Genomic DNA, 21,462 nt, shown 5'->3' on the forward strand with positions numbered 1-21,462 from the left:
GGAGAATAGAAAGAACAATATGGCATTAGATAAAAGTAAAGTTGTTTATCAAATTTATCCAAAATCGTTTAAAGATACCACTGGAAATGGGATTGGAGATTTTCGAGGGATTATTGAAAAGATTCCCTATTTGAAAGAATTAGGTGTTGATATGGTCTGGCTGAATCCCTTTTATCCAAGTCCACAACGGGATAATGGGTACGATATTTCAGACTATACAGCTATTAACCCCTTGTTTGGTGATATGGCAGATTTTGAGGAAATGATTGCGACAGGACAGGAGCATGGCATTGACTTTATGCTCGATATGGTTTTAAATCACTGCTCAACTGAGCATGAGTGGTTCCAAAAAGCATTAGCAGGTGACAAGTACTACCAAGATTTCTTTTTCATAGAAGATCAGCCAACGGACTGGGTCTCTAAATTTGGTGGCAGTGCTTGGGCCCCCTTTGGTGATACTGGTAAATACTATCTCCACCTTTTTGATGTGACCCAGGCAGATCTCAACTGGCGCAATCCTCATGTACGAGCAGAATTGTTCAAGGTGGTGAATTTCTGGAAAGATAAGGGTGTTAAGGGATTCCGTTTTGATGTGATTAACCTAATCGGAAAGGATGAGGTACTAGAAGATTGTCCAATCAATGATGGCAAGCCAGCTTATACAGACCGTCCGATTACCCATGAATATCTGCAAATGATGAACAAGGCGACCTTTGGCTCAGATGAGAGCTTTATGACCGTCGGTGAAATGAGTTCAACGACGATTGAAAACTGCGTGCTTTATTCAGCCCCAGACCGCCATGAGCTTTCGATGGCATTTAACTTCCATCATCTCAAGGTGGACTATGAAAATGGTCAAAAATGGACCTTAAAAGCTTTTGATTTTGAAGAATTGAAGAAGCTTTTCCACACTTGGGGAGATGAAATGAGTGAGCAAAATGGTTGGAGCGCTCTTTTCTGGAACAATCATGATCAACCGCGTGCCCTAAATCGCTTTGTCGATGTGAAAAACTTCCGCAATGAAGGGGCGATGATGCTTGCAGCTAGCATTCATTTGTCTCGTGGAACACCTTATATTTATATGGGGGAAGAAATCGGCATGATTGACCCAGATTATGATTCGATGGCGGATTATGTAGATGTGGAAAGCTTAAATGCTTATCAGATCTTGCTGGATGAAGGAAAGTCTCCTGAGGAAGCTCTAAACATCATCAAAGCTAAATCACGGGATAACTCACGGACTCCGATGCAGTGGGATAAGAGTAGCAATGCCGGATTCTCTACAGGAACTCCGTGGTTGAAAGCTGGAAAGTCTTATGAGACGATCAATGTCGAAAACGAGCAAGCAGGTCCAATTTTCAACTTCTACAAGGAACTCATTGCTCTTCGGAAAAAAGAATCCATTATCGCAGAGGGAAGTTATGTGCCAGCCTTTGAAGACAGTACACAGGTCTATGCCTTTGAACGTCATTATAAAGGTGAAAAACTCTTAGTTTTGAATAATTTCTATGCGGACGAGGTAAGCATGACCTTGCCAAAAGACTATCAATCAGGACAAGTCTTGATTAGCAATTACCTTGATGCTACTGTCGGAGAAACGGTGCTATTACGTCCTTATGAAACGATTACGATTATTGTTCGCTAAGACCCATCAATTATAGTTATAAAGTAAGATAGAAAGGATATGGAGAAAGCTCTATATCCTTTTTCTGTTATAGTACATGAAAATACTTCTTGAAAAACAGATTGTTTTCTAAAAAATAGTTAAAATGCAAGATTTTTGGCAAATAAATGTTATAATAAGGATATAAAACGTTTTCAAGAGGGGACGGCAATGGAACAAGAAACGATAGATTATGGACAAGTGACAGGTTTGGTGCATTCTACGGAGAGCTTTGGTTCGGTAGATGGTCCTGGGATTCGCTTTATTGTCTTTTTACAAGGCTGTAAAATGCGTTGTCAGTATTGCCATAACCCTGATACATGGGCAATGGAGAGCAATAAGGCGCGCGAGCGGACAGTGGATGATGTCTTAAAAGAAGCCCTTCGGTATCGTGGTTTTTGGGGCAAGCACGGAGGGATTACAGTGTCTGGCGGTGAGGCATTGCTTCAGATTGATTTTTTGATTGCCCTCTTTACAAAGGCACATGAGCTAGGGATTCATTGTACGCTGGACACCTGTGCGCTTCCGTTTCGGAATAAGCCGGAGTATCTTGTCAAGTTTGACCGCTTGATGGCAGTGACGGACTTGGTGCTCTTAGATATTAAGGAAATCAATGAAGAACAGCACAAGATTGTGACCAGCCAGACCAATAAAAATATCCTTGATTGTGCCAAATATCTCTCAGATATGGGCAAACCTGTTTGGATTCGTCATGTTTTGGTGCCGGGCTTAACAGATAGAGATGAGGATTTGAAAGAACTAGGTGAATTTGTTAAAACTCTGAAAAATGTCGATCGTTTTGAAATCTTGCCATACCATACTATGGGGGAATTCAAATGGCGGGAATTGGGGATTCCTTACCCATTAGCAGGTGTCAAGCCACCAACCAAGGATCGGGTCGAAAATGCCAAGAAACTCATGCATACAGAAAATTATCAAGAGTACCTCAAGCGCGTGCATGGTGGGTAAAACATCATTCAGGTTTTTTGTCTGATAAGATAGAATAGTCTTTGGACGAGCAGTAATCAGAACTGTTCGTCTTTTTTGTGTAAGCAGAGTACTTTTGGTTCAGCCTCATTCGTCAAGTAATAGAATCTAACCTAAACGAAGTTCAGAGAGTGCCTTTAGACGTTGCAGGAGGGAAATCGCTTATAGCAGGTGGACAATCACCTGTTTTCACGGGTTGTTATGACTTGATAGCTGTCTAAAGAATAGACTTCCAATCTTTATATTTAAGATAGTTCCCTATCTATAAAGTCAAATGAGTAGACAGTGTAAAAAATATCTGTAATTTTAATTTGGAAGCCTTTACATTGGTTGGAATAAGGAGTATAATGAACGAGAAAAAGCAAACGTTTGCATTAGACTAAATTTTAGGAGGTTTCTGATGAAACAAGAAACACTTGACAAGAAGCGTCAGCATTTTGGCTTACGGACATTAAAATGTGGAACGGCTTCTGTACTTTTATCGGCTAGTTTTTGTATCTTGAGTGGGCAGATTGTCCAAGCAGAAGAACCAAGCTTGGATGCTGTCAATGTAGAGGCAACAGACTCCAAAGAGGCAAAGACAGAACTAGAAGAAAGTAAGAAAGAACAAGAAACACCAGGTGAGAAGTTTGCTCAAGCAACGGAGGTAAAAGCAACCTCTGAAGAAACAGCTACCAATCAGGCTGAGGAAACGCCTGATGTGACAAGTCAATCGTCAGACTCTCAAGCGAGCGCTGTATCCTCAGATGATGAAATCAAAGAAGGCTCTATTCGTGTGCATTTCAAGAAACTACCGTCTGATAATCCAGCAAGTCTTGGTTTGTGGACTTGGGATGATGTGGAGAAGCCGTCTGGTCAAAATGGTGCTTGGCCAACAGGGGCAACCAGCTTTTCAGAAGCGAAAACGGACCATTATGGACACTATTTAGATGTGGCTCTAGCAGCTGAAAAACGCGAGAAAGTAAGTCTTTTAATCAACAATACTGCAGATGACAACTTGACAGGGGATAAGACTGTTGATTTGATTAGCCCTAAGATGAATGAGGTCTGGTTTGATGAAAATTATAAATCCTATACCTACGAGCCACTAGCAGAAGGTGTGGTTCGGATCAATTACCTTCGGTCTGATAAGAACTACGATCGGAAGTCCTTGTGGTTGTGGGGAGATGTTGAAAATCCTACGACCAACTGGCCAGACGGTGTTGATTTTGAAAAGCAGGGGAAATACGGTGCTTATGTGGATGTGAAATTAACAGATTTGCCTAAGTCAATCGGCTTTTTGCTTTTAGATGAGAGTAAATCAGGCGATGATGTGAAGGTTCAGCCAAATGATTATAATTTTACAGATCTAAAAAAAAATCGCCAGATTTTCTTACGAGATGCAGATCCTGCGATTTATACTAATCCTTACTTTGTCAATGATGTTCGTATGACAGGAGCGCAGCACATTAGTCTGACAGAGATTGAGGCGACTTTTACAACTTTGGAAAATGTGACCAAAGAGGATATATTGAAGCATTTGCACATCAAGGATAAGGAAAATCAAGCGGTAGATGTCAAGGATCTTATCTTTGATGAGAGAGCAAAAAAAGTAAGTATTCAGGGAGAATTTGGGCAAGAAGCCTCTCCTTATACAGTGATGTATGGAAGTGAGCAATTTAAGACAGGTATGAATTGGCAGTTGAAAGATAGCTTGTATCAGTATGACGGTGAGCTGGGAGCTAGGGTGACTGAAAATGGTCAAAAAGTAGCGCTCACCTTGTGGTCACCAAGTGCAGATCAGGTGTCCGTCGTAATCTATGACAAAGATGACCAGAGTAAGGTCGTAGGTAGAGTAGCTCTTACAAAAGGTGAAAAAGGCACTTGGAATGGGAATTTAAGTGCAAATAGTGACCTAGGTATTACAGACTATCGTGGTTATTATTATCATTATGAGATTAAGCGAGGTGACAAGTCTGTCTTGACCTTAGATCCCTATGCCAAGTCTTTAGCGGCTTGGAACAGCGATATGGCAGAGTTGGATCCGTCTTATAAGATTGCCAAAGCTGCCTTTGTAGATCCAGCAGAAGTTGGACCAAAAGACTTGACCTATGCTAAGATTCCTGGATTTAAGGACAGAAAAGATGCGGTGATTTACGAAGCCCATGTCCGTGATTTTACATCTGATAAGGCGATTGAAAAGGATTTGAAATCTCAGTTCGGTACGTTTTCAGCCTTTATTGAAAAATTGGACTACTTGAAAGATTTGGGTGTGACACATATTCAGCTCTTGCCAGTTTTAAGCTATTACTATGTTAATGAACTTAAAAATGCCGAGCGTTTGGATGACTATGCTTCAAGCAATAGCAATTACAACTGGGGCTATGATCCACAGAATTATTTCTCTCTGACAGGTATGTATGCAAGTGATCCGATTAATCCGAGCGCACGCATTGCAGAATTCAAAGAATTGGTTCATGAAATTCACAAGCGTGGCATGGGTGTGATTATGGACGTGGTCTACAATCATACTGCTAAAACAGCCATTTTTGAAGATTTAGAGCCGAATTATTACCACTTTATGGATGCGGATGGCACTCCGCGGACGAGCTACGGAGGTGGTCGTTTGGGAACGACCCATTATATGAGCCGTCGAGTTTTGGTGGATTCTATCAAGTATTTGACGGATCAATACAAGGTGGACGGTTTCCGCTTTGATTTAATGGGAGACCATGATGCTGAGACCATTCAAACAGTCTATGATGAAGCAAGAAAGCTAAATCCAAACCTCATTATGCTAGGAGAAGGTTGGGTGACCTATTCAGGAGATGAAAATAAACCTGTCCAGCCAGCGGATCAGTCTTGGATGAAGTTGACCAATTCTGCTGCAGTCTTTTCGGATGATATCAGAAATACCTTGAAGTCAGGCTATCCAAATGAGGGAACGCCAGCCTTTATTACCAATGGCAAACGAGATATTGAAAAAGTGTTCCAAAATATCAAGGCGCAGCCAACCAATTTTGAAGCAGATGATCCAGGCGATGTCATCCAATATATCGCAGCGCATGATAATTTGACCCTTTTTGATGTCATCGCCCAGTCCATTAAAAAGGATCCAGCTAAGCCAGAAAATGCGAAGGAAATTCATCGCCGTCTCCGTTTGGGCAATCTGATGGTGTTAACATCACAAGGAACACCGTTTATCCATTCGGGTCAAGAGTATGGCAGAACCAAGCAATTCCGGCATCCAGAATATCGCTCACCTGTATCAGAGGATAAGGTGCCAAACAAGTCGCATCTATTGACCAATGAAGACGGTAGTTCATTTGACTATCCTTACTTTATTCATGATTCCTACGATTCAAGTGATGCGGTCAATCATTTTGATTGGGGCAAGGCGACTGACAGCGCAGCTTATCCTGAGCACGCGTTGAGCCGTGCCTATATGAAAGGATTGATTGCCCTTCGTAAGTCAACAGATGCCTTCAAATTGGCGTCTAAGGAGGAAGTAGATAAGCGGGTGACCTTGCTGACAAGAGCTGGCAAAGACGGCGTTGAAAAAGAAGACCTAGTTCTAGGCTATCAAACGATTGCAAGTAATGGCGATGTGTATCTAGTATTTGTCAACGCAGATAATAAGGAACGTAGCTTTACACTGACTCAGTCCTTGAAAGCAGCTACTGTGTTAGCAGACGGAAAGCAAGCAGGAGTTGATGCGATTGCAAGACCAGACGGTGTGACACTCGCTGAAAATAGCTTGACACTTGCTCCTCTGACGGCGACTATTTTACGGATTGCCAAAGAGGATATTCAAACACCACCAAGTGGAGATATGGATGTCAAAGGTTCAGTGATTATTGAATACCGTGATGTCCATGACCGCATTCTGAAGGACAATGCTCTTGTTCATTACAATGCAGTAGCAGATACTGCTTATGATGCAGAGCAGTCTGAACACAAAAAGAAGACCATCGTTGGCTATGATGGAAAGACCTATATTTTAGCGCCAGCAGGTCATTATCCGGTTGGCGAGGTAGATAGTATGAGCCATTTAGTGTCATCAGCACCGACAAGCAGTGTTGTTGTGGGCAATACCACCTTGATCGTGACCTATGTCTATCAAGAAGTGTTGTCTCAGTCAGGTGTCTCTCATGCGACAGGCTCAACAAGTCAGTTAGAGCCACAATCAACCCCACATCATCAAGCGCCAACAGCCTCAAAAGAAAGAGAGCAGCAAGCCCCTACTGCGACAAGAGCAAGGACACATATGTCCCAATCTGCCCACAAAGAGAATACAAAAACCTTGCCAAAAACAGGAAACGAGCAGGAAACTAGAGGACTTTGGTTAGGTGTATTATCTCTTCTCTCAGGATTAGCTGTGTTTAGAAAATCTAAGACAATGTCTGACGATTAGACATTGTAAGTTTTCAAAACTAGATTGAAGAAAGGTCTATTTTAGAATACTTTCTTCAATCTTTTTTGTCTTTAAAAAGCAAAAAAACTCTTAGAAAAGCATACAATCAGCTGTTCTAAGAGTTTAATCACTACCGTTTAGCGAGAATCCGTTCTAAATATTTTTATACTAATCGAACGGTTTTTGGTTTAGAAACTTGCATCATCTACGCTGTCCAACCAGTCGCTAGCTGCTTTGGTGGTAGCTGCAAGGGCGCCTTCCTTGAATGGGGATTCAAGATTTGCGGCTGCAACAACTTGGAGGAAGGATTTTGTCCCACCGAGGTCACAGATGCGAAGGTAGTCTTCCCAAGCTGTTTCGTCGTGGTCGACCTGCGTACGTTTCCAGAATTGGAGGGCACAGACTTGAGCAAGAGTGTAGTCGATGTAGTAGAATGGGCTAGCAAAGATATGCCCTTGACGATACCAGAAGATACCACGGCTAAGGGTATCTGATTCAGAGAAATCACGGTCAGGAAGGTAGAGTTCTTCCAAACGTTTCCAAGCTGCCTTGCGTTCCGCTGGCGTCATGTTTGGATTTTCATAAATTTCATGTTGGAAATGATCCACCAGAACTCCGTATGGCAAGAAGAGCAGAGCGCCTGCCAAGTGACCGAATTTGTACTTATCTACTTGGTCTTTGAAGAAGCGCTCCATCCAAGGCCAGGTCATAAATTCCATCGACATGGAGTGGATTTCACAAGTCTCATAAGTTGGCCAGATGACTTCAGGGCTGGCAATCCAGCGAGAGCGATAGACTTGGAAGGCATGTCCAGCTTCGTGGGTCAAGACATCGATGTCACCGCTTGTACCGTTGAAGTTGGAGAAGATAAATGGACTCTTGTAGTCAGGAATGTAGGTACAGTAGCCACCGCTATCTTTACCTGTTTTTGCGACCAAATCAAGCAGACCATGTTCAATCATGAAGTCGAAAAATTCGCCAGTTTCTGCGGATAATTCATGGTACATTTTTTGCGCTTCGCCAACGATAAAGTCAGGATCTCCTTGTGGCGTTGGATTGCCGTCTAGGAATTCTAAGGCCAAATCATAGTGTTTGAGGCTTGGAACTTGGATGCGTTTGGCTTGGCGTTCGCGTAGTTTTTGCACGATTGGCACGACATGTTTGAGAATTTCTTCGCGGTAGACCTTGACCATATCGCGGTTGTAGTCAAAGCGGTTCATGGAGACATAACCGTATTCCACATAGTCCTTAAAGCCAAGTGTGTGGGCAATCTCAGTCCGCACCTTGACCAATTCATCATAGACACGGTCAAAATCTGCTTCTTTGCTGGCAAAGTAGGCGGTTGAAGCGTCAGACGCTGCCTTACGAACTTCACGGTCAGTTGATTGAGCAAATGGTGCCATTTGTGCAAGGTTGTAGGTTTGACCTTGGAATTCGATTTGTGCACCAGCAATTAAGTTATTGTACTGGTCAACGAGGTCATTTTCTTTTTGGAAAAGCGGAATGGCCTCAGATGAGAAGATTTTTTGCTTGTTTTCAGCCAGCATGAAGAAGGTTTCTGGTAAAAATTCGCTCAATTCGGCACGGAATGGACAAGCAAGAACGGCTTGGTAGTAGCTTGTTGTCAACTCTTCAAAGAGAGGCAGATGTTCGTTCCAGAATTTGGTTTCTTCATTGTAAAATTCATCATTCATATCGATAGAATGACGAATACTCCAAAGATTGATTTGCGTATCAATGGTTGCATTGATTTTCGTAATGCTTTTTACGATGTCGAGCGCTTCGTTTGCAGAAGTCGCTTGTTGTAATTGTTTTGTCAAGTCCGCCAGTTGCTCTTTAAGAAGAGCATAATCAGGGCGTGTATAGGTGTAGTCTGTAAATTTCATAGGATTTCCTTTCTTAACACTACTATCTTACCCTTTTTGAAAGCGTTTGGCAAATCTTCTAAGAAGAATGTTTCACAAGCGTTTGAAAATATGGTAAAATAAAGCTAAGAAAAATTGATGAGGTAAGAAAACATGTCTAAATTTTTAGTTTTTGGTCACCAAAATCCGGATACAGATGCCATTGCGTCTTCCTACGGTTGGGCGTATTTGGAGCGTGAAGCTTTCGGTCGTGATGCAGAAAACGTAGCTCTTGGTACACCAAATGAAGAAACAGCCTTTGCTCTTAACTATTTTGGTGTTGAAGCACCGCGCGTGGTAGAATCTGCAAAAGCAGAAGGTGTGGAGCAGGTCATCTTGACAGACCACAATGAATTCCAACAGTCTATTTCTGACATCAAAGAAGTGGAAGTGGCAGCCGTTATCGACCACCACCGCGTGGCAAATTTTGAGACAGCAAATCCTCTTTACATGCGTTTAGAGCCAGTTGGATCAGCATCATCAATCGTCTACCGTGCTTTCAAGGAAAATGGTCTCACACCTCCAAAAGAAGTGGCAGGTATGCTCTTGTCAGGTTTGATTTCAGATACCTTGTTGCTCAAATCCCCAACTACTCACGCAAGCGACCCACAAGTAGCTGCAGAATTGGCAGAAATTGCAGGGGTTAACTTGGAAGAATACGGTCTTGCCATGTTAAAAGCTGGCACCAATCTTGCTAGCAAAACAGCCGATGAATTGATCGATATTGATGCAAAAACCTTTGAGCTAAATGGTAATGCAGTTCGTGTAGCGCAGGTCAACACCGTTGATATTGCAGAAGTGTTGGAACGCCAAGCAGAAATCGAAGCAGCGATTGAAAAAGCAAGCAGCGAAAATGGCTACTCTGATTTTGTCTTGATGATTACAGATATCGTCAACTCAAATTCAGAAATCCTAGCAATCGGACAAAACATGGACAAGGTAGAAGCAGCCTTTAACTTTGTCCTTGAAAACAACCACGCTTTCCTTGCTGGAGCAGTTTCTCGTAAGAAACAAGTGGTGCCTCAATTGACAGAAAGCTTTAATAACTAATCTATGAATCACAAAGTCCTGTTTGGTCTACTACCAAATAGGGCTTTTTGTGTGGTATAATAGAAACTAGATAAAATAGCAAAACCGAAGGGTTAACCCTGAGTCTGGGCAAAAACTAGCTTCAGAAGTTAAAAAACGAGCATTTCCGTAGATGGAGATGCTCGTTTTCACAAAGTCATGGTATCATTATAATAACCACAAAATAACTAGAAAGCCATGACGATGTATAAAGAGTATAACACAAATCAATTCAGTTTGGAACTAAATCTTGCTTTTGATCTCCCAATGACGCATGAAGCAAGACTGATTAGTTTGTTCGTGGATAGTATGCCAAGTGATGTGCTGCTTGAAGAAAAGTCACATACGGGCCGCCCTGCTTTTCATCCTGCTATGCTCTTAAAAATGACGCTCTTCGCTTATGCCCGTCAGGTCTTTTCTGGTCGTAAAATAGTGCAGATGAACGAAGAAGTTATTCCGATGAAATGGCTCAGTCAAGACACTTATGTTAGCTATAAAACCATCAATAATTTCCGTTCAAGTAAACATGCCAATCACCTGATTAAGACTGCCTTTATTTACTTTACCCTACTCATGCGAGACAATGGTCTGATTAAAGACGAGGCGCTCTTTATCGATGGCACAAAACTAGAGGCCGATGCTAATCTCTATTCTTTCACATGGAAGAAAGCTGTCGAGAAATACGAGACTGCTTTAAATGGAAACATCTCTAAACTCTATGACAAGCTCGTTCAAGAAGGGGTAGATTTAGCCCTCTCAAAAGAAGAATGTGAAACCAGCGATGGACTCAAAGCCCTGCTTGAAAAGACTGAAGAGGCCCTTGATGAAGTGGAAAAAGCAATCGCCCAAGAGCCAAAAGTTATCAAAGGCGGTTCTGCTAATAAACAAAAACGACGTCGCATCCAGAAGCTCCGCAACCAATTGAAAAAAGATTACCTCCCTCGTAAACAGCGCTACGAAGAGGCTAGAGATACTTTTCTAGGACGCAATTCGTTTTCTAAAACAGACCATGACGCTACCTTTATGCGGATGAAAGAGGATCATATGATGAATGGCCAGTTGAAACCTGGTTATAATGTTCAAGCCGCAACCAATGGTCAATACGTTCTTGCTTATGATATCTTTCCCAATCCAACTGATACCAGAACCCTCAAACCCTTCCTCCAATCCATTCAAACATTAGACTTGTTCCAAAACATTGTAGCTGATGCAGGTTATGGTAGCGAGGAGAATTATCGTTTTATTATGGATGAGCTGGAGAAAACACCGCTTATTCCCTATGGCATGTACCAAAAGGAATTAACTAAGAAATATAAGAACAGTGCAGAGAACCCAGCTAACTGGGATTATCTTGAAGAGACAGACCAGTTTATAAAACCAGATGGAGTTGTTTATTCCTTTAAGAACTATTCTCGCCGAACGGACAAGTACGGCTTTGAACGAGATTTCAAAATTTACGAGGCAGATAAGATACAGGACACGCTAGAGCTAGATCAACTTGCCAAAACAGAAAGTGGTCATCAGAAACAAATCCATTATAATCCGACTTGGAATTATTTTAAGGAAGTCATAAAGGAACAATTGCATAGCGAAGAAGGCTCTCGCATCTACGCTAAACGGAAAATCGATATCGAGCCCGTTTTTGGCAGATTGAAGAGTATTTTTGGCGTGCGCAGAGTTCACGTTCGAGGGAATCAAGCTGTCCAAACAGAGGTCGGATTCCTCTTCATGAGTATGAATCTCACAAAATTGGCAAAGTATTTGGCTACTAAAACCTTTAAAAATCAAAAACCACACTGTGATTCTTTCATCTTGATTGTTTTCAAGATGGAAATGACAGTGTGGTTTTATTCTGAAGCGAGTTTTTGCCCAGCCTCATACTATCAGCCCTAGCGTTTTCAAGTTGAAAGGAGTTCCCTATTATGAAACAGGAATTAGAAACCTTGTTATTATCGGAAGAGACATTTTTAGTGGAGGGAAAACTAAACAAAAATAAACTGGCGGATTTAGCAAGGAAATACGATGCTCATCTTTTAAAAATATTGATGAGTAAGCCTACTATTTCTAAGCATTTTTTTACAAAGCTAGAAGAAGGTATTTTGATTTTTAAGAAAGATGTCTTTTTGCAATTCTTAAACAACAAAGAGTTTCTTCCAGACAGCTTCACTGCCTATAAGACGAAGATTGGACTTGCGACGGAGGATAATCGTTATCTATCTGAAAATAAAGAGGTTGTTCTTAATTTTCCCTATAAAGATTGCATTTTGGAAGGTGGACAGACTAAGGAAGATGCCAAACGTCAGGAGATTTTCTTTAATGAGACGCTTGCTCCAACGGAAATCAACCGCTTGCTGGATGATAAAGTATTGACCAACTTTAAGCGTTATGACAAAGACGGTGAACATGAAGTGACTGAACTAAAGGATACGGATAATCTGATTATCAAAGGAAACAACCTGATTGCTCTTCATAGTCTCAAGAAACGCTTTGCAGGAAAAATCAAGCTTATTTATATTGACCCACCTTATAATACTGGTAACGATAGTTTTAAATACAATGATAAATTCAATCATTCCACTTGGCTTACTTTTATGAAGAATCGCTTGGAAATTGCTAAAGAGCTACTTTCTGATAAAGGGGTTTTATTCCTAAGTATTGATCGAAATGAATTTGCAGAACTAAAAGTATTACTTGATGAAATATTTAGAGATGGATACCAAGGGACTGTCATAAATATTTCCACACCAAATGGTAGGGACTATGGTAATTTTGCTCAGACGCACGATTATATACATATTTACTACTCGTGGTGCTAGTTAATTTCAAACTACAATAAAAAGCCCAAAAGGACTATACTGTAAGTGCCGAAACAAACAGGAGGAAGTCCAAATGAGCCACTTACAGTATACCGCTAAATCTCATCACTTACAATGGAATTTGAAGCAATTATCAAAAATTTGTCATCAACTGTATAGGGATTATTGTCCTGAATCTTTCAAACATCGTCATAATGTCAGTCTATCTAAGGTTTCAGATCAATCTCTATTAGTCTTACTTCTCTTGCAAGCTGAACTAGGGATTAAGTCACAACGTCATTTCTACCGTCTCTGTTACTTATTTCCTTGTGGTCATCTTCTTGAACGAAGCCGTTTTAATAGACGAGCAAGACAGTTGATTTGGTTAGTTCAAGTCATTAGACAAGCAATGAATACTAAAATCTCACCTGGTTCCATTGTTATTATAGATAGCTTTCCCTTGCCACTTTGCCAACCTATCCGTAACTATAGAACACGTATTTTTAACGACTTAGCAGATATTGGCTACAATGCTTCCAAACATCTGTGGTTCTATGGATTCAAAGTACACATGCTGGTAACTTTATCAGGCTATATTCTGAATTATGTTGTGACACCTGCATCAGTCCATGATATTAGGGCAGTTGATGACTTACTAGAAAATTGCCGACAACCTTATATTTTGGCAGATTTAGGCTATCTTAGTAAGGAACTTAAAGATCATTTGACCCAAAAAGGCTATCATCTATGGACTCCCTTACGCCAAAATATGGCAGGAGCTAAACAACATAATCATTGGAAATTGATGGCTATGAGACGAACCATTGAGACTCGCTTCTCAGAGCTTTGCGGTCTTTTTGATATAGAACACACACTGACTAGAGGTGTAGCAGGTCTGCAGTTAAGGCTGGAGCAAATTATACTGGCTTACAATCTGAGATACTTCGAGATTAACTAGCACCACGAGTATTTACTCTAAAAATAGAGATAAAGTAGTACTTAATCAATTAGAGGTAGATAAAGATAAATTCACGAAAGAAGATAGTTTAGGTAATTATTATCTTCATCCATTGTTTAATAGTAATTCAGCATTTCATAGCGAGAATCGTCCAAATCTATATTATCCGTTTTATATTGCTGAGAATTGTGACGTTGAGGGATACCATAGTCTATCTGTCGTGAAGGATGAACGACATAAAATTGAAGTGTATCCACCTAGATCTAAGACAGATGGGACACAATTTGTTTGGAGATGGGGCAAAGAAAAAGCAATGAACGAGAAGTATGATTTAGTTGCACAGAAAAAAACGGATGGTACTTATCGAATTGCTCAGAAAATGAGACCCAAAAAGCAAATTGCCAGAACTGTCTGGAATGAAACCAGCTTTACGAATAGGCGTGGGACGGAAGAATTGCAATTTATTTTTGGAGAAAAGGTGTTTTCATTTCCTAAGCCAGAGAATTTAATTAAACGAATTATTGAAATCGCTACGGAAGAAGGAGATGTTGTTCTCGACTATCATCTCGGTTCAGCAACCACCCAAGCTGTTGCCCACAAAATGAACCGCCAATATATTGGTGTTGAACAGATGGATTATATAGAAACAGTTTCTGTTGAACGCTTGAAAAAGGTGATTGCTGGAGAGCAAGGTGGTATCTCTAAAGATGTCAACTGGACGGGTGGAGGTGGTTTTGTCTACTGCGAATTGAAAAATGATGCTCAAGATTTTAAAGAGAAGATCTTAACTGCGACAAGAGCAGAAGAGCTATCGGAATTGTTTGAGCTTGCAAAAAAATCCTCTTTCTTATCTTATCGTATTGACCCTAAGAAGCTGAAAGCGACTGAATTTGAAATATTGAGTTTAGCAGAGCAAAAGGAATTGCTACTAGAAATTATAGATAACAACAATCTTTATGTAAATTATTCTGATATGGCTGATACGGATTATGGTATCTCAGAGCAGGACAAGAAGTTGAATCATCAGTTTTATGGGAAGGGGTAGGAAGTATGGCATTTTTATATGAGATTTATAATAATGCTAGTGAAAACGGCTTTGCCAATTTCAAGAACATGGTTCCTGATTACATTAAAGCAAATTTAAAACATGGGCTGAGAGCCTATCAAGAGGAGGCGATTGGACGCTACCTTCATTACTGTAGTGATGACAATCATAGAATTTTTCCAGAGCATATTTTATACAATATGGCGACTGGATCAGGCAAAACCTTGTTAATGGCAGCCATTATCCTAGAGAAATATAAGCAGGGAGAGCGTAATTTCATCTTCTTCGTGAATAATGATAATATCCTTACGAAAACTCGTGCTAACTTTTTAGAAAGTGGAGCAGGGAAATATCTTTTTGCAGACAAAATCATGATTGACAATCATCTGGTATCCATTCGTGAAGTCACGGATTTTTCGGATAGTGACCCCAATAGTATCAATATTGTTTTTACAACGATTCAAAAGCTTCATCAAGATTTAAATACTCCTAGAGAGAACCGTCTTTCGTATGAGCAATTTGAAGACCTCTCAGTTGTATTGTTAGCAGATGAAGCCCACCATTTGAATGCTGGGCTGAGTAAGGCAGAAACAGATGATAATACAAGTTGGACTTCAACAATTGCAACAATTCAAGAAACTGCGCGTCAGTCAAGTTTATTTGAATTTACTGCAACGATTGACTTGGCTAATCCTGATATCGCAAAACGGTATGAAAAGCATCTACTATTCAAGTATGATTTAAAGGAATTTCGTCTGGATAAGTACTCTAAAGACGTTCTCTTTCATTTGGTTGATAGCAATCTTCGCGTGAGAATGCTGCAAGCTATCATTATCAGCCAATATCGTAAGAAGATTGCATTGAAACATAATATATTTTTGAAACCGCTAGTCATGTTCAAATCCCAAAAGATCACGGACAGCAAAGGGAATATGGAAAAGTTCTTGGAGATGTTAAATCATCTAGATGAGAACATGATACAAGAGCAACGAAAGCTTGCGGCAGACAGTGTACTTGAAAAAGCCTTTATCTATTTTTCAGAAACAGGTATCAATGATAGTGATCTGATAGAAGAACTTCAAGAAGATTTCCGTCAGGAACGTTTGCTACTGATTGACGGTAAAAACAAGAGTAGTAATAGTTTGGTAGAATTGAATACACTTGAGCAGCCAACTAATGAGATTCGTGCTATTTTTGCGGTCGATATGCTGAATGAAGGCTGGGATGTTTTGAATTTATTTGATATTGTTCGTCTCTATGATACTCGTGATGGAAAAACGACTAAGAAGGGTTTTGTTGCAGGAAAAACAACAAATGCAGAAAAACAACTAATTGGCCGTGGTGCTCGCTATTATCCGTTTGTTATCGGCGATAATGAAGAAGAAAAATACACTCGTAAGTTTGATGAAAATGAGCTGAATGAACTTCGAGTCATCGAACAGTTGCATTACCATTCGGCAAATAATCCACGCTACATTTCAGAATTAAAACAAGTATTACGTGAGTCTGGAATTTATGATGATGAATTCTTGGTTGAACATCGTTTGAATCTGAAGAAGTCTTTTATGGCAACAAGAACTTATCAGAGCGGTCTTGTCTGGGTCAATGATAAAATTTCTTATACGGAATGGTTGAAAGATCATGAAAAGGTATCGTTTAGTGATAAAATTATTCCTTCTGAATTTGAAGTGGAGTTACCGACACTGAAAAGCAGAGATATTAATGCTTTTTCGATAGAAGAATTAGAAGTTCATGAAAGTATGCCAACAATGTCTATTAAGCTTGGAAAGCGTATCGAAAGAAATATTATTCGTTACGCTTTGAATCGAAATCCAAATTATACATTTGATAAACTTGAGAAAGTATTCTTTGGATTAACTTCTATTTCTGGTTTTATTGCAGAGCTTGAAAAGGTTGATTTGGTTATCAAAGGTGAAGAATCAGCCGTTAAACATCTTTCACAAGAAAATAAAGTGTTTATAGTGGATAAACTCTTAAAGTACATGGAGAAAGATTTGATAGAAACGGAAGAACGTTTTGTTGGAACAGATAGATTTGAAGCAAGGCCGATAAAAGAACTTTTTGAAGCGCATATTTTACGGAAATATACAATTGATAACCATAGTGAGGCTGAGTTTGGCCGTTCTCAAAAAAATAGAAATGAGACGGCTATCTATGAAGATTTAGACAGTCTAAAATGGTATGCCTATGAGGACAATTTTGGAACAAGTGAAGAGAAATATCTCGTACGAACTTTAAAGCATATGATGTCTGAACTTGAAGAAAAATGGTCAGATATTTATCTATTGCGGAATGAAAAGGCTGTTAAAATTTATAATTTTGCCGACGGTAGAGCTTTTGAGCCAGATTTTCTTTTGTTTGCTAAAGATAAGAAAAATGGAAATATATCTTGGCAGATTTTTATTGAGCCAAAAGGCAGTCAATTTTTGGATGCAAATGATACATTCAATAGTAGTAAGGAAGGCTGGAAGTAAAAATTTCTTTTGGATATTTCCAAAAGAGATGAAGCAAGAACGCTTATAGACAATGATCGCTACCGAATTGTTGGCTTGCCATTTTTCAATGAGGTGGTAAGTAAGGAGGAGGTTAAGGGGCAACTCAGGAAGTTATAAGTTTCGTTAAATGTCATCTGATTTGTGTGGTATAATAATGTTATGATTAAAGTGTATCATCCTAGTAAATTGACCAAATCGAGTTTTTTTCAAGACTTGATTCAGTATCTGGACCAGCATGAGGATGTGATTCTGCGGGAAATCAAGCGAGAATTTGCGGATATTCTTCATCTGGATCGTCTGTTGGACCAGTATATCAAAGAGGGCTTGATCAAGCGGGAAAATAAACGATATTCTATCACGCTTCCTTTTGTGGAAAGTCTGGACGATGTGAAGCTTGATCAGGAATTATTTATTCGCATGGATAATCCTCTTTATCCAGAGCTTCAAAAGCTCGTCTTTCATACAGAGATTTGCAATCAGACGAATGAAGTCATCATAGAGGAAGAAACCAGGGTATTTCGCGATAGCTTGACCTTGTCTAATTATTTCTACAAGCTAAAGCACGGCTATCCTATGTCTTTTGAGCAGGAAAAGCTTTATCGAGTATTGGGCGATGTGAATCCTGAATATGCTCTCAAGTACATGACAACTTTTCTACTAAAGTTTGTCAAGAAAGATCAAGTTCCACAAAAACGCCGCGATATTTTTGTGGATAGCTTAGTGATTTTAGGGTATATCGCCCAAAACGAGGCAGGTAAGTATGAGCTGACCATGGATGTGGATAAGGAAAACTTACGTTTTTGTAAATCTCACCTTTCATCGTGAATAGTTTTTATAGTTGTTTAGTTTTTATTTAGTACGAGGTAATGACGTAATAAATTAAAACTAAATGACTATACGAAACCCAAAAAAGGCAGGACGAAGTCCTTGCCTTTTAAATATAGCTTTCTGCAATAGCGTAATCCCCTGCGTAGGGCATTTTTTCCCCATTGACAATCTGGTAGGCGTCAGCGCCTTTTCCAGCAAGAATCAGAGCATCTGTTGCACTTTTTGTACGATGAAGCCCTTCATAGATAGCAGCCTTGCGGTCTGGGATAATGGTCACATCATGGTCAATATAGCTAGCGATTTCTTGGGCAATGTCAGTCGGAGCTTCAAAATTAGGGTCGTCTGCTGTGAGAATGACTTCGATTTCAGGGTGTTGATTGAGAAGAAGTCCAAAATCTTTGCGACGACTTTCTCCCTTATTCCCCGTTGCTCCTAAGACCAAAATGACGTTGCCTGTCTGATGTTCTTCTACGACAGATAGCAGTTTTGCAAGGCTATCGCCATTATGAGCGTAATCGACAAAGACTTTTGCACCATTTTTTTGAGTCAAGACTTCCATACGCCCAGGAACGCGTGTCGCTGCAATACCAGCTTTGATGTCGTCTAAGGAAATACCGAGCCGGAGTGTAGCGAGTCCTGCAGCAATAGCATTTTCTTGATTAAAGCGACCGATGAGCAGAATGTCATATGTCCCCGCAAGTAGACCTTTAACTTCAAATGAAAAGGCTTTAGAATCCGTGATGTCATTTTCAGAATTCGGTCCATAAAAGTCATAATCGCGCTCTAAAGCTTGCTCTCTCACCACATCAAAATGGTCCATACCGCTATTTACAATCACCGCTCTGCTATTGTCCATGAGTAGTCGCTTATGGTAGAAATAATCTTCAAAGTTCGGATGTTCAATCGGTCCGATATGGTCAGGGCTGATATTGAGAAAAATTCCGACATCAAAGGTTAAGCCATAGACGCGTTTTTTGAGATAAGCTTGACTGGACACTTCCATAATGAGGTGGGTACGACCATTTTCCACGGCTTGCGCCATCATGGCAAAAAGGTCAAGGCTCTCAGGGGTGGTGAGAGCAGACTTGAAGAATGTCTTGCCATCAAGTGTCGTATTCATGGTCGAAAGGAGAGCTGGTTTGTGCTGTTGACTGAGAATTTGATAGGCAAAATAAGCTGCTGTGGTTTTGCCCTTCGTTCCTGTAAAGCCGATTAGCTGGAGCTTTTCCTGAGGATTTCCGTAGAATTCCATGGCAATTAAACTCATGGCTTGCTTGATGTCATTGACTAAAATGACAGGGATTCCTACCTCAAAATCTACTTCACTGATATAGTAGGCTAAGCCAGCTTTAATAGCTTGTTCTAAAAATTGAGCTTTAAAATTCTCTCCCTTCACAAAAAAGAGGGTGGATTGATCCACAGTGCGACTATCATAGCTAATCTTTTCAAACGTGATTTGCTCTAGAGTGTAGTGATATTGTCCGTTTGAGATGATTTCTCGAAAGTTCTGATCGTTTTTTAAAATAGTAAGTACAGTTTCAATTTTAATCATGATTCCATTATAAACCTAAGGGTCATGTTTTACAAGCGGAAAGGAAAAGTTTATAATAAGAAGAGAAGAATTTTAGAGGTTTAGTATGCAAGAACAACAAAAAAGCCAGCAGGAACAGATGCTTAGAGGAACGGCTTGGTTAACAGCTAGTAATTTTATCAGTCGTTTGTTGGGAGCGATTTATATTATCCCCTGGTATATCTGGATGCAGCCGCATGCAGCCGAAGCAAATGGCTTGTTTACGATGGGTTATAATATTTATGCTTGGTTTCTCTTGATTTCGACAGCGGGAGTGCCCGTTGCGGTCGCAAAGCAGGTCGCAAAGTACAATACCATCGGTAAGCCAGAACACAGCTTCACCTTGATTCGAGAATTTTTGAAATTTATGCTGCTACTAGGAGGCATATTTGCGATTCTCATGTATGTATTTTCCCCGCTTTTAGCTGAAAAATCAGGAGTTGGTAAGGACTTGATTCCTGTCATGCAAAGTCTTTCGTGGGCGGTTTTAATTTTTCCGTCCATGAGTGTTATTCGAGGATTTTTCCAAGGATTCAATAATCTAAAGCCTTATGCCATGAGTCAGATTGCTGAGCAAGTGATGCGGGTGATTTGGATGCTTTTAACAGCTTATCTGATTATGAATCTAGGGTCCAAAAATTATGTCGAAGCTGTCACCCAATCAACCTTTGCAGCCTTTATGGGAATGCTCGCCAGCATGGCTGTTCTCCTTTACTTTTTATGGCAGGAAGGCATGCTTACTTCGATTTTGAAAAAGTCTGAGGAAGCAAATGCGATTGACAGTCGGAGCTTGCTGATTGATACGATTCGTGAGGCAATTCCCTTTATTATCACAGGATCCGCCATTCAGTTATTCCAGATTATCGATCAGATGACCTTTATCAATGTCATGCGAGATATTACACATTACAGTAAGTCTGATTTGACCATTATGTTTAGCTATTTCTCAGCTAATCCGAATAAAATTACCATGATTTTGATTGCTGTGGCAACCTCTATCGGTGGGGTGGGAATTCCGCTGTTGACTGAAAACTACGTCAAAGGGGACCGAGCAGCTGTTGCACGACTGGTGCAGGATAATTTGAGCATGCTTCTAGCCTTTCTCATTCCTGCGACAGTGGGTTCTGTGCTTCTTGCAGAGCCACTTTATACGGTCTTTTATGGTCAACCAGACCCCTTGGCTTTGGGGCTCTTTGTCTTTGCGATTTCGCAAACAATTTTACTAGGAACTTATATGGTTTTATCACCTATGATTCAGTCTTTATTCCAAAACCGAGATGCAGTGATGTATTTCCTTTATGGATTTTTAGTAAAAATTGCTTTGCAGGCTCCGTTGATTTTCCTATTTCAAGCCTATGGTCCTTTGTTGTCAACTACAATCGGTCTCTTGATTCCGATTGTACTGATGTATCGTCACATAAAGCGCGTGACAGGACTTCATTCGACGGTTATTATCAGACGTAGTTTGTTAGCGCTAATTCTAACCATCATCATGGCTTTAGTCGTTAGTCTAGCTCAGTTTTTACTTGGTTGGATTTTCCAGCCACAAGGGCGTTTGACCAACTTTATCTACCTTGGTATCATCGGAGGGCTCGGTGTCTTTGTCTATTTATATCTTGGACTTCTGACACGCTTGCTTGATAAGTTTTTAGGGAGCAGAGCAGCAAGCCTTCGTACAAAGCTTCATATTCGATAAAAGAGAAGATGTCGATCTTCTTTTTTTATCCACTTAGAG

At 40.3% G+C, this 21,462-nt stretch carries 13 protein-coding genes; 11 read left to right on the plus strand and 2 right to left on the minus strand.

Annotation, left to right across the window (positions count from 1 at the left end; all coding sequences use genetic code 11):
- Window positions 1-19: 19 nt before the first annotated feature.
- From treC to AB1I63_00085, 3 genes are all read left to right on the plus strand, one after another.
- Window positions 20-1,645 (plus strand): alpha,alpha-phosphotrehalase, encoded by a 1,626-nt coding sequence (treC, locus tag AB1I63_00075; protein MEW4353291.1) that lies wholly within the window; start codon window positions 20-22, stop codon window positions 1,643-1,645.
- 189 nt (window positions 1,646-1,834) lie between these two features.
- A complete protein-coding gene (gene pflA / locus AB1I63_00080; protein MEW4353292.1) occupies window positions 1,835-2,632 on the plus strand; it encodes a pyruvate formate-lyase-activating protein in 798 nt (265 codons plus the stop codon).
- Window positions 2,633-3,050: 418 nt separating this feature from the next.
- Window positions 3,051-7,043 carry a pullulanase gene (locus tag AB1I63_00085; GenBank protein MEW4353293.1) on the plus strand — a complete coding sequence of 1,331 codons (3,993 nt, stop codon included), beginning with the start codon at window positions 3,051-3,053 and terminating at the stop codon, window positions 7,041-7,043.
- Between the two features lie 188 nt (window positions 7,044-7,231).
- On the opposite strand, the gene AB1I63_00090 is transcribed toward AB1I63_00085, so the two are convergent.
- Window positions 7,232-8,929, minus strand: coding sequence for a M3 family oligoendopeptidase (locus AB1I63_00090; protein MEW4353294.1), 1,698 nt, complete (start codon window positions 8,927-8,929; stop codon window positions 7,232-7,234).
- A gap of 132 nt (window positions 8,930-9,061) precedes the next feature.
- On the opposite strand from AB1I63_00090, the gene AB1I63_00095 reads away from it, so the two are divergent.
- From AB1I63_00095 to AB1I63_00125, 7 genes are all read left to right on the plus strand, one after another.
- The gene (locus AB1I63_00095) at window positions 9,062-9,997 is read left to right on the plus strand and encodes a manganese-dependent inorganic pyrophosphatase (protein ID MEW4353295.1); all 936 of its coding nucleotides are present in this window, start codon (window positions 9,062-9,064) and stop codon (window positions 9,995-9,997) included.
- A gap of 222 nt (window positions 9,998-10,219) precedes the next feature.
- Entirely contained in the window at window positions 10,220-11,908 is a 1,689-nt protein-coding gene (locus AB1I63_00100; GenBank protein MEW4353296.1) for an IS1182 family transposase, read from the plus strand.
- Window positions 11,909-11,937: 29 nt separating this feature from the next.
- On the plus strand, window positions 11,938-12,831 hold the full coding sequence (locus AB1I63_00105) for a site-specific DNA-methyltransferase (GenBank protein MEW4353297.1): 894 nt from the start codon (window positions 11,938-11,940) through the stop codon (window positions 12,829-12,831).
- A gap of 73 nt (window positions 12,832-12,904) precedes the next feature.
- Window positions 12,905-13,768, plus strand: coding sequence for an IS982 family transposase (locus AB1I63_00110; GenBank protein MEW4353298.1), 864 nt, complete (start codon window positions 12,905-12,907; stop codon window positions 13,766-13,768).
- A gap of 220 nt (window positions 13,769-13,988) precedes the next feature.
- Entirely contained in the window at window positions 13,989-14,813 is an 825-nt protein-coding gene (locus tag AB1I63_00115; protein ID MEW4353299.1) for a site-specific DNA-methyltransferase, read from the plus strand.
- Between the two features lie 5 nt (window positions 14,814-14,818).
- Window positions 14,819-17,308 carry a DEAD/DEAH box helicase family protein gene (locus AB1I63_00120; protein ID MEW4353300.1) on the plus strand — a complete coding sequence of 830 codons (2,490 nt, stop codon included), beginning with the start codon at window positions 14,819-14,821 and terminating at the stop codon, window positions 17,306-17,308.
- 180 nt (window positions 17,309-17,488) lie between these two features.
- A complete protein-coding gene (locus AB1I63_00125; GenBank protein MEW4353301.1) occupies window positions 17,489-18,154 on the plus strand; it encodes a DUF1803 domain-containing protein in 666 nt (221 codons plus the stop codon).
- A gap of 109 nt (window positions 18,155-18,263) precedes the next feature.
- On the opposite strand, the gene AB1I63_00130 is transcribed toward AB1I63_00125, so the two are convergent.
- Window positions 18,264-19,709, minus strand: a complete 1,446-nt coding sequence (locus AB1I63_00130) for a UDP-N-acetylmuramoyl-L-alanyl-D-glutamate--L-lysine ligase (GenBank protein ID MEW4353302.1) — start codon at window positions 19,707-19,709, stop codon at window positions 18,264-18,266.
- Window positions 19,710-19,794: 85 nt separating this feature from the next.
- Here AB1I63_00130 and AB1I63_00135 point away from each other — a divergent pair, with 85 nt between their 5' ends.
- On the plus strand, window positions 19,795-21,423 hold the full coding sequence (locus tag AB1I63_00135; protein MEW4353303.1) for a polysaccharide biosynthesis protein: 1,629 nt from the start codon (window positions 19,795-19,797) through the stop codon (window positions 21,421-21,423).
- The last annotated feature ends 39 nt before the right edge of the window (window positions 21,424-21,462 follow it).

It is taken from the genome of Streptococcus pneumoniae (assembly GCA_040719455.1).
GTDB classification, from domain to species: domain Bacteria; phylum Bacillota; class Bacilli; order Lactobacillales; family Streptococcaceae; genus Streptococcus; species Streptococcus pneumoniae_G.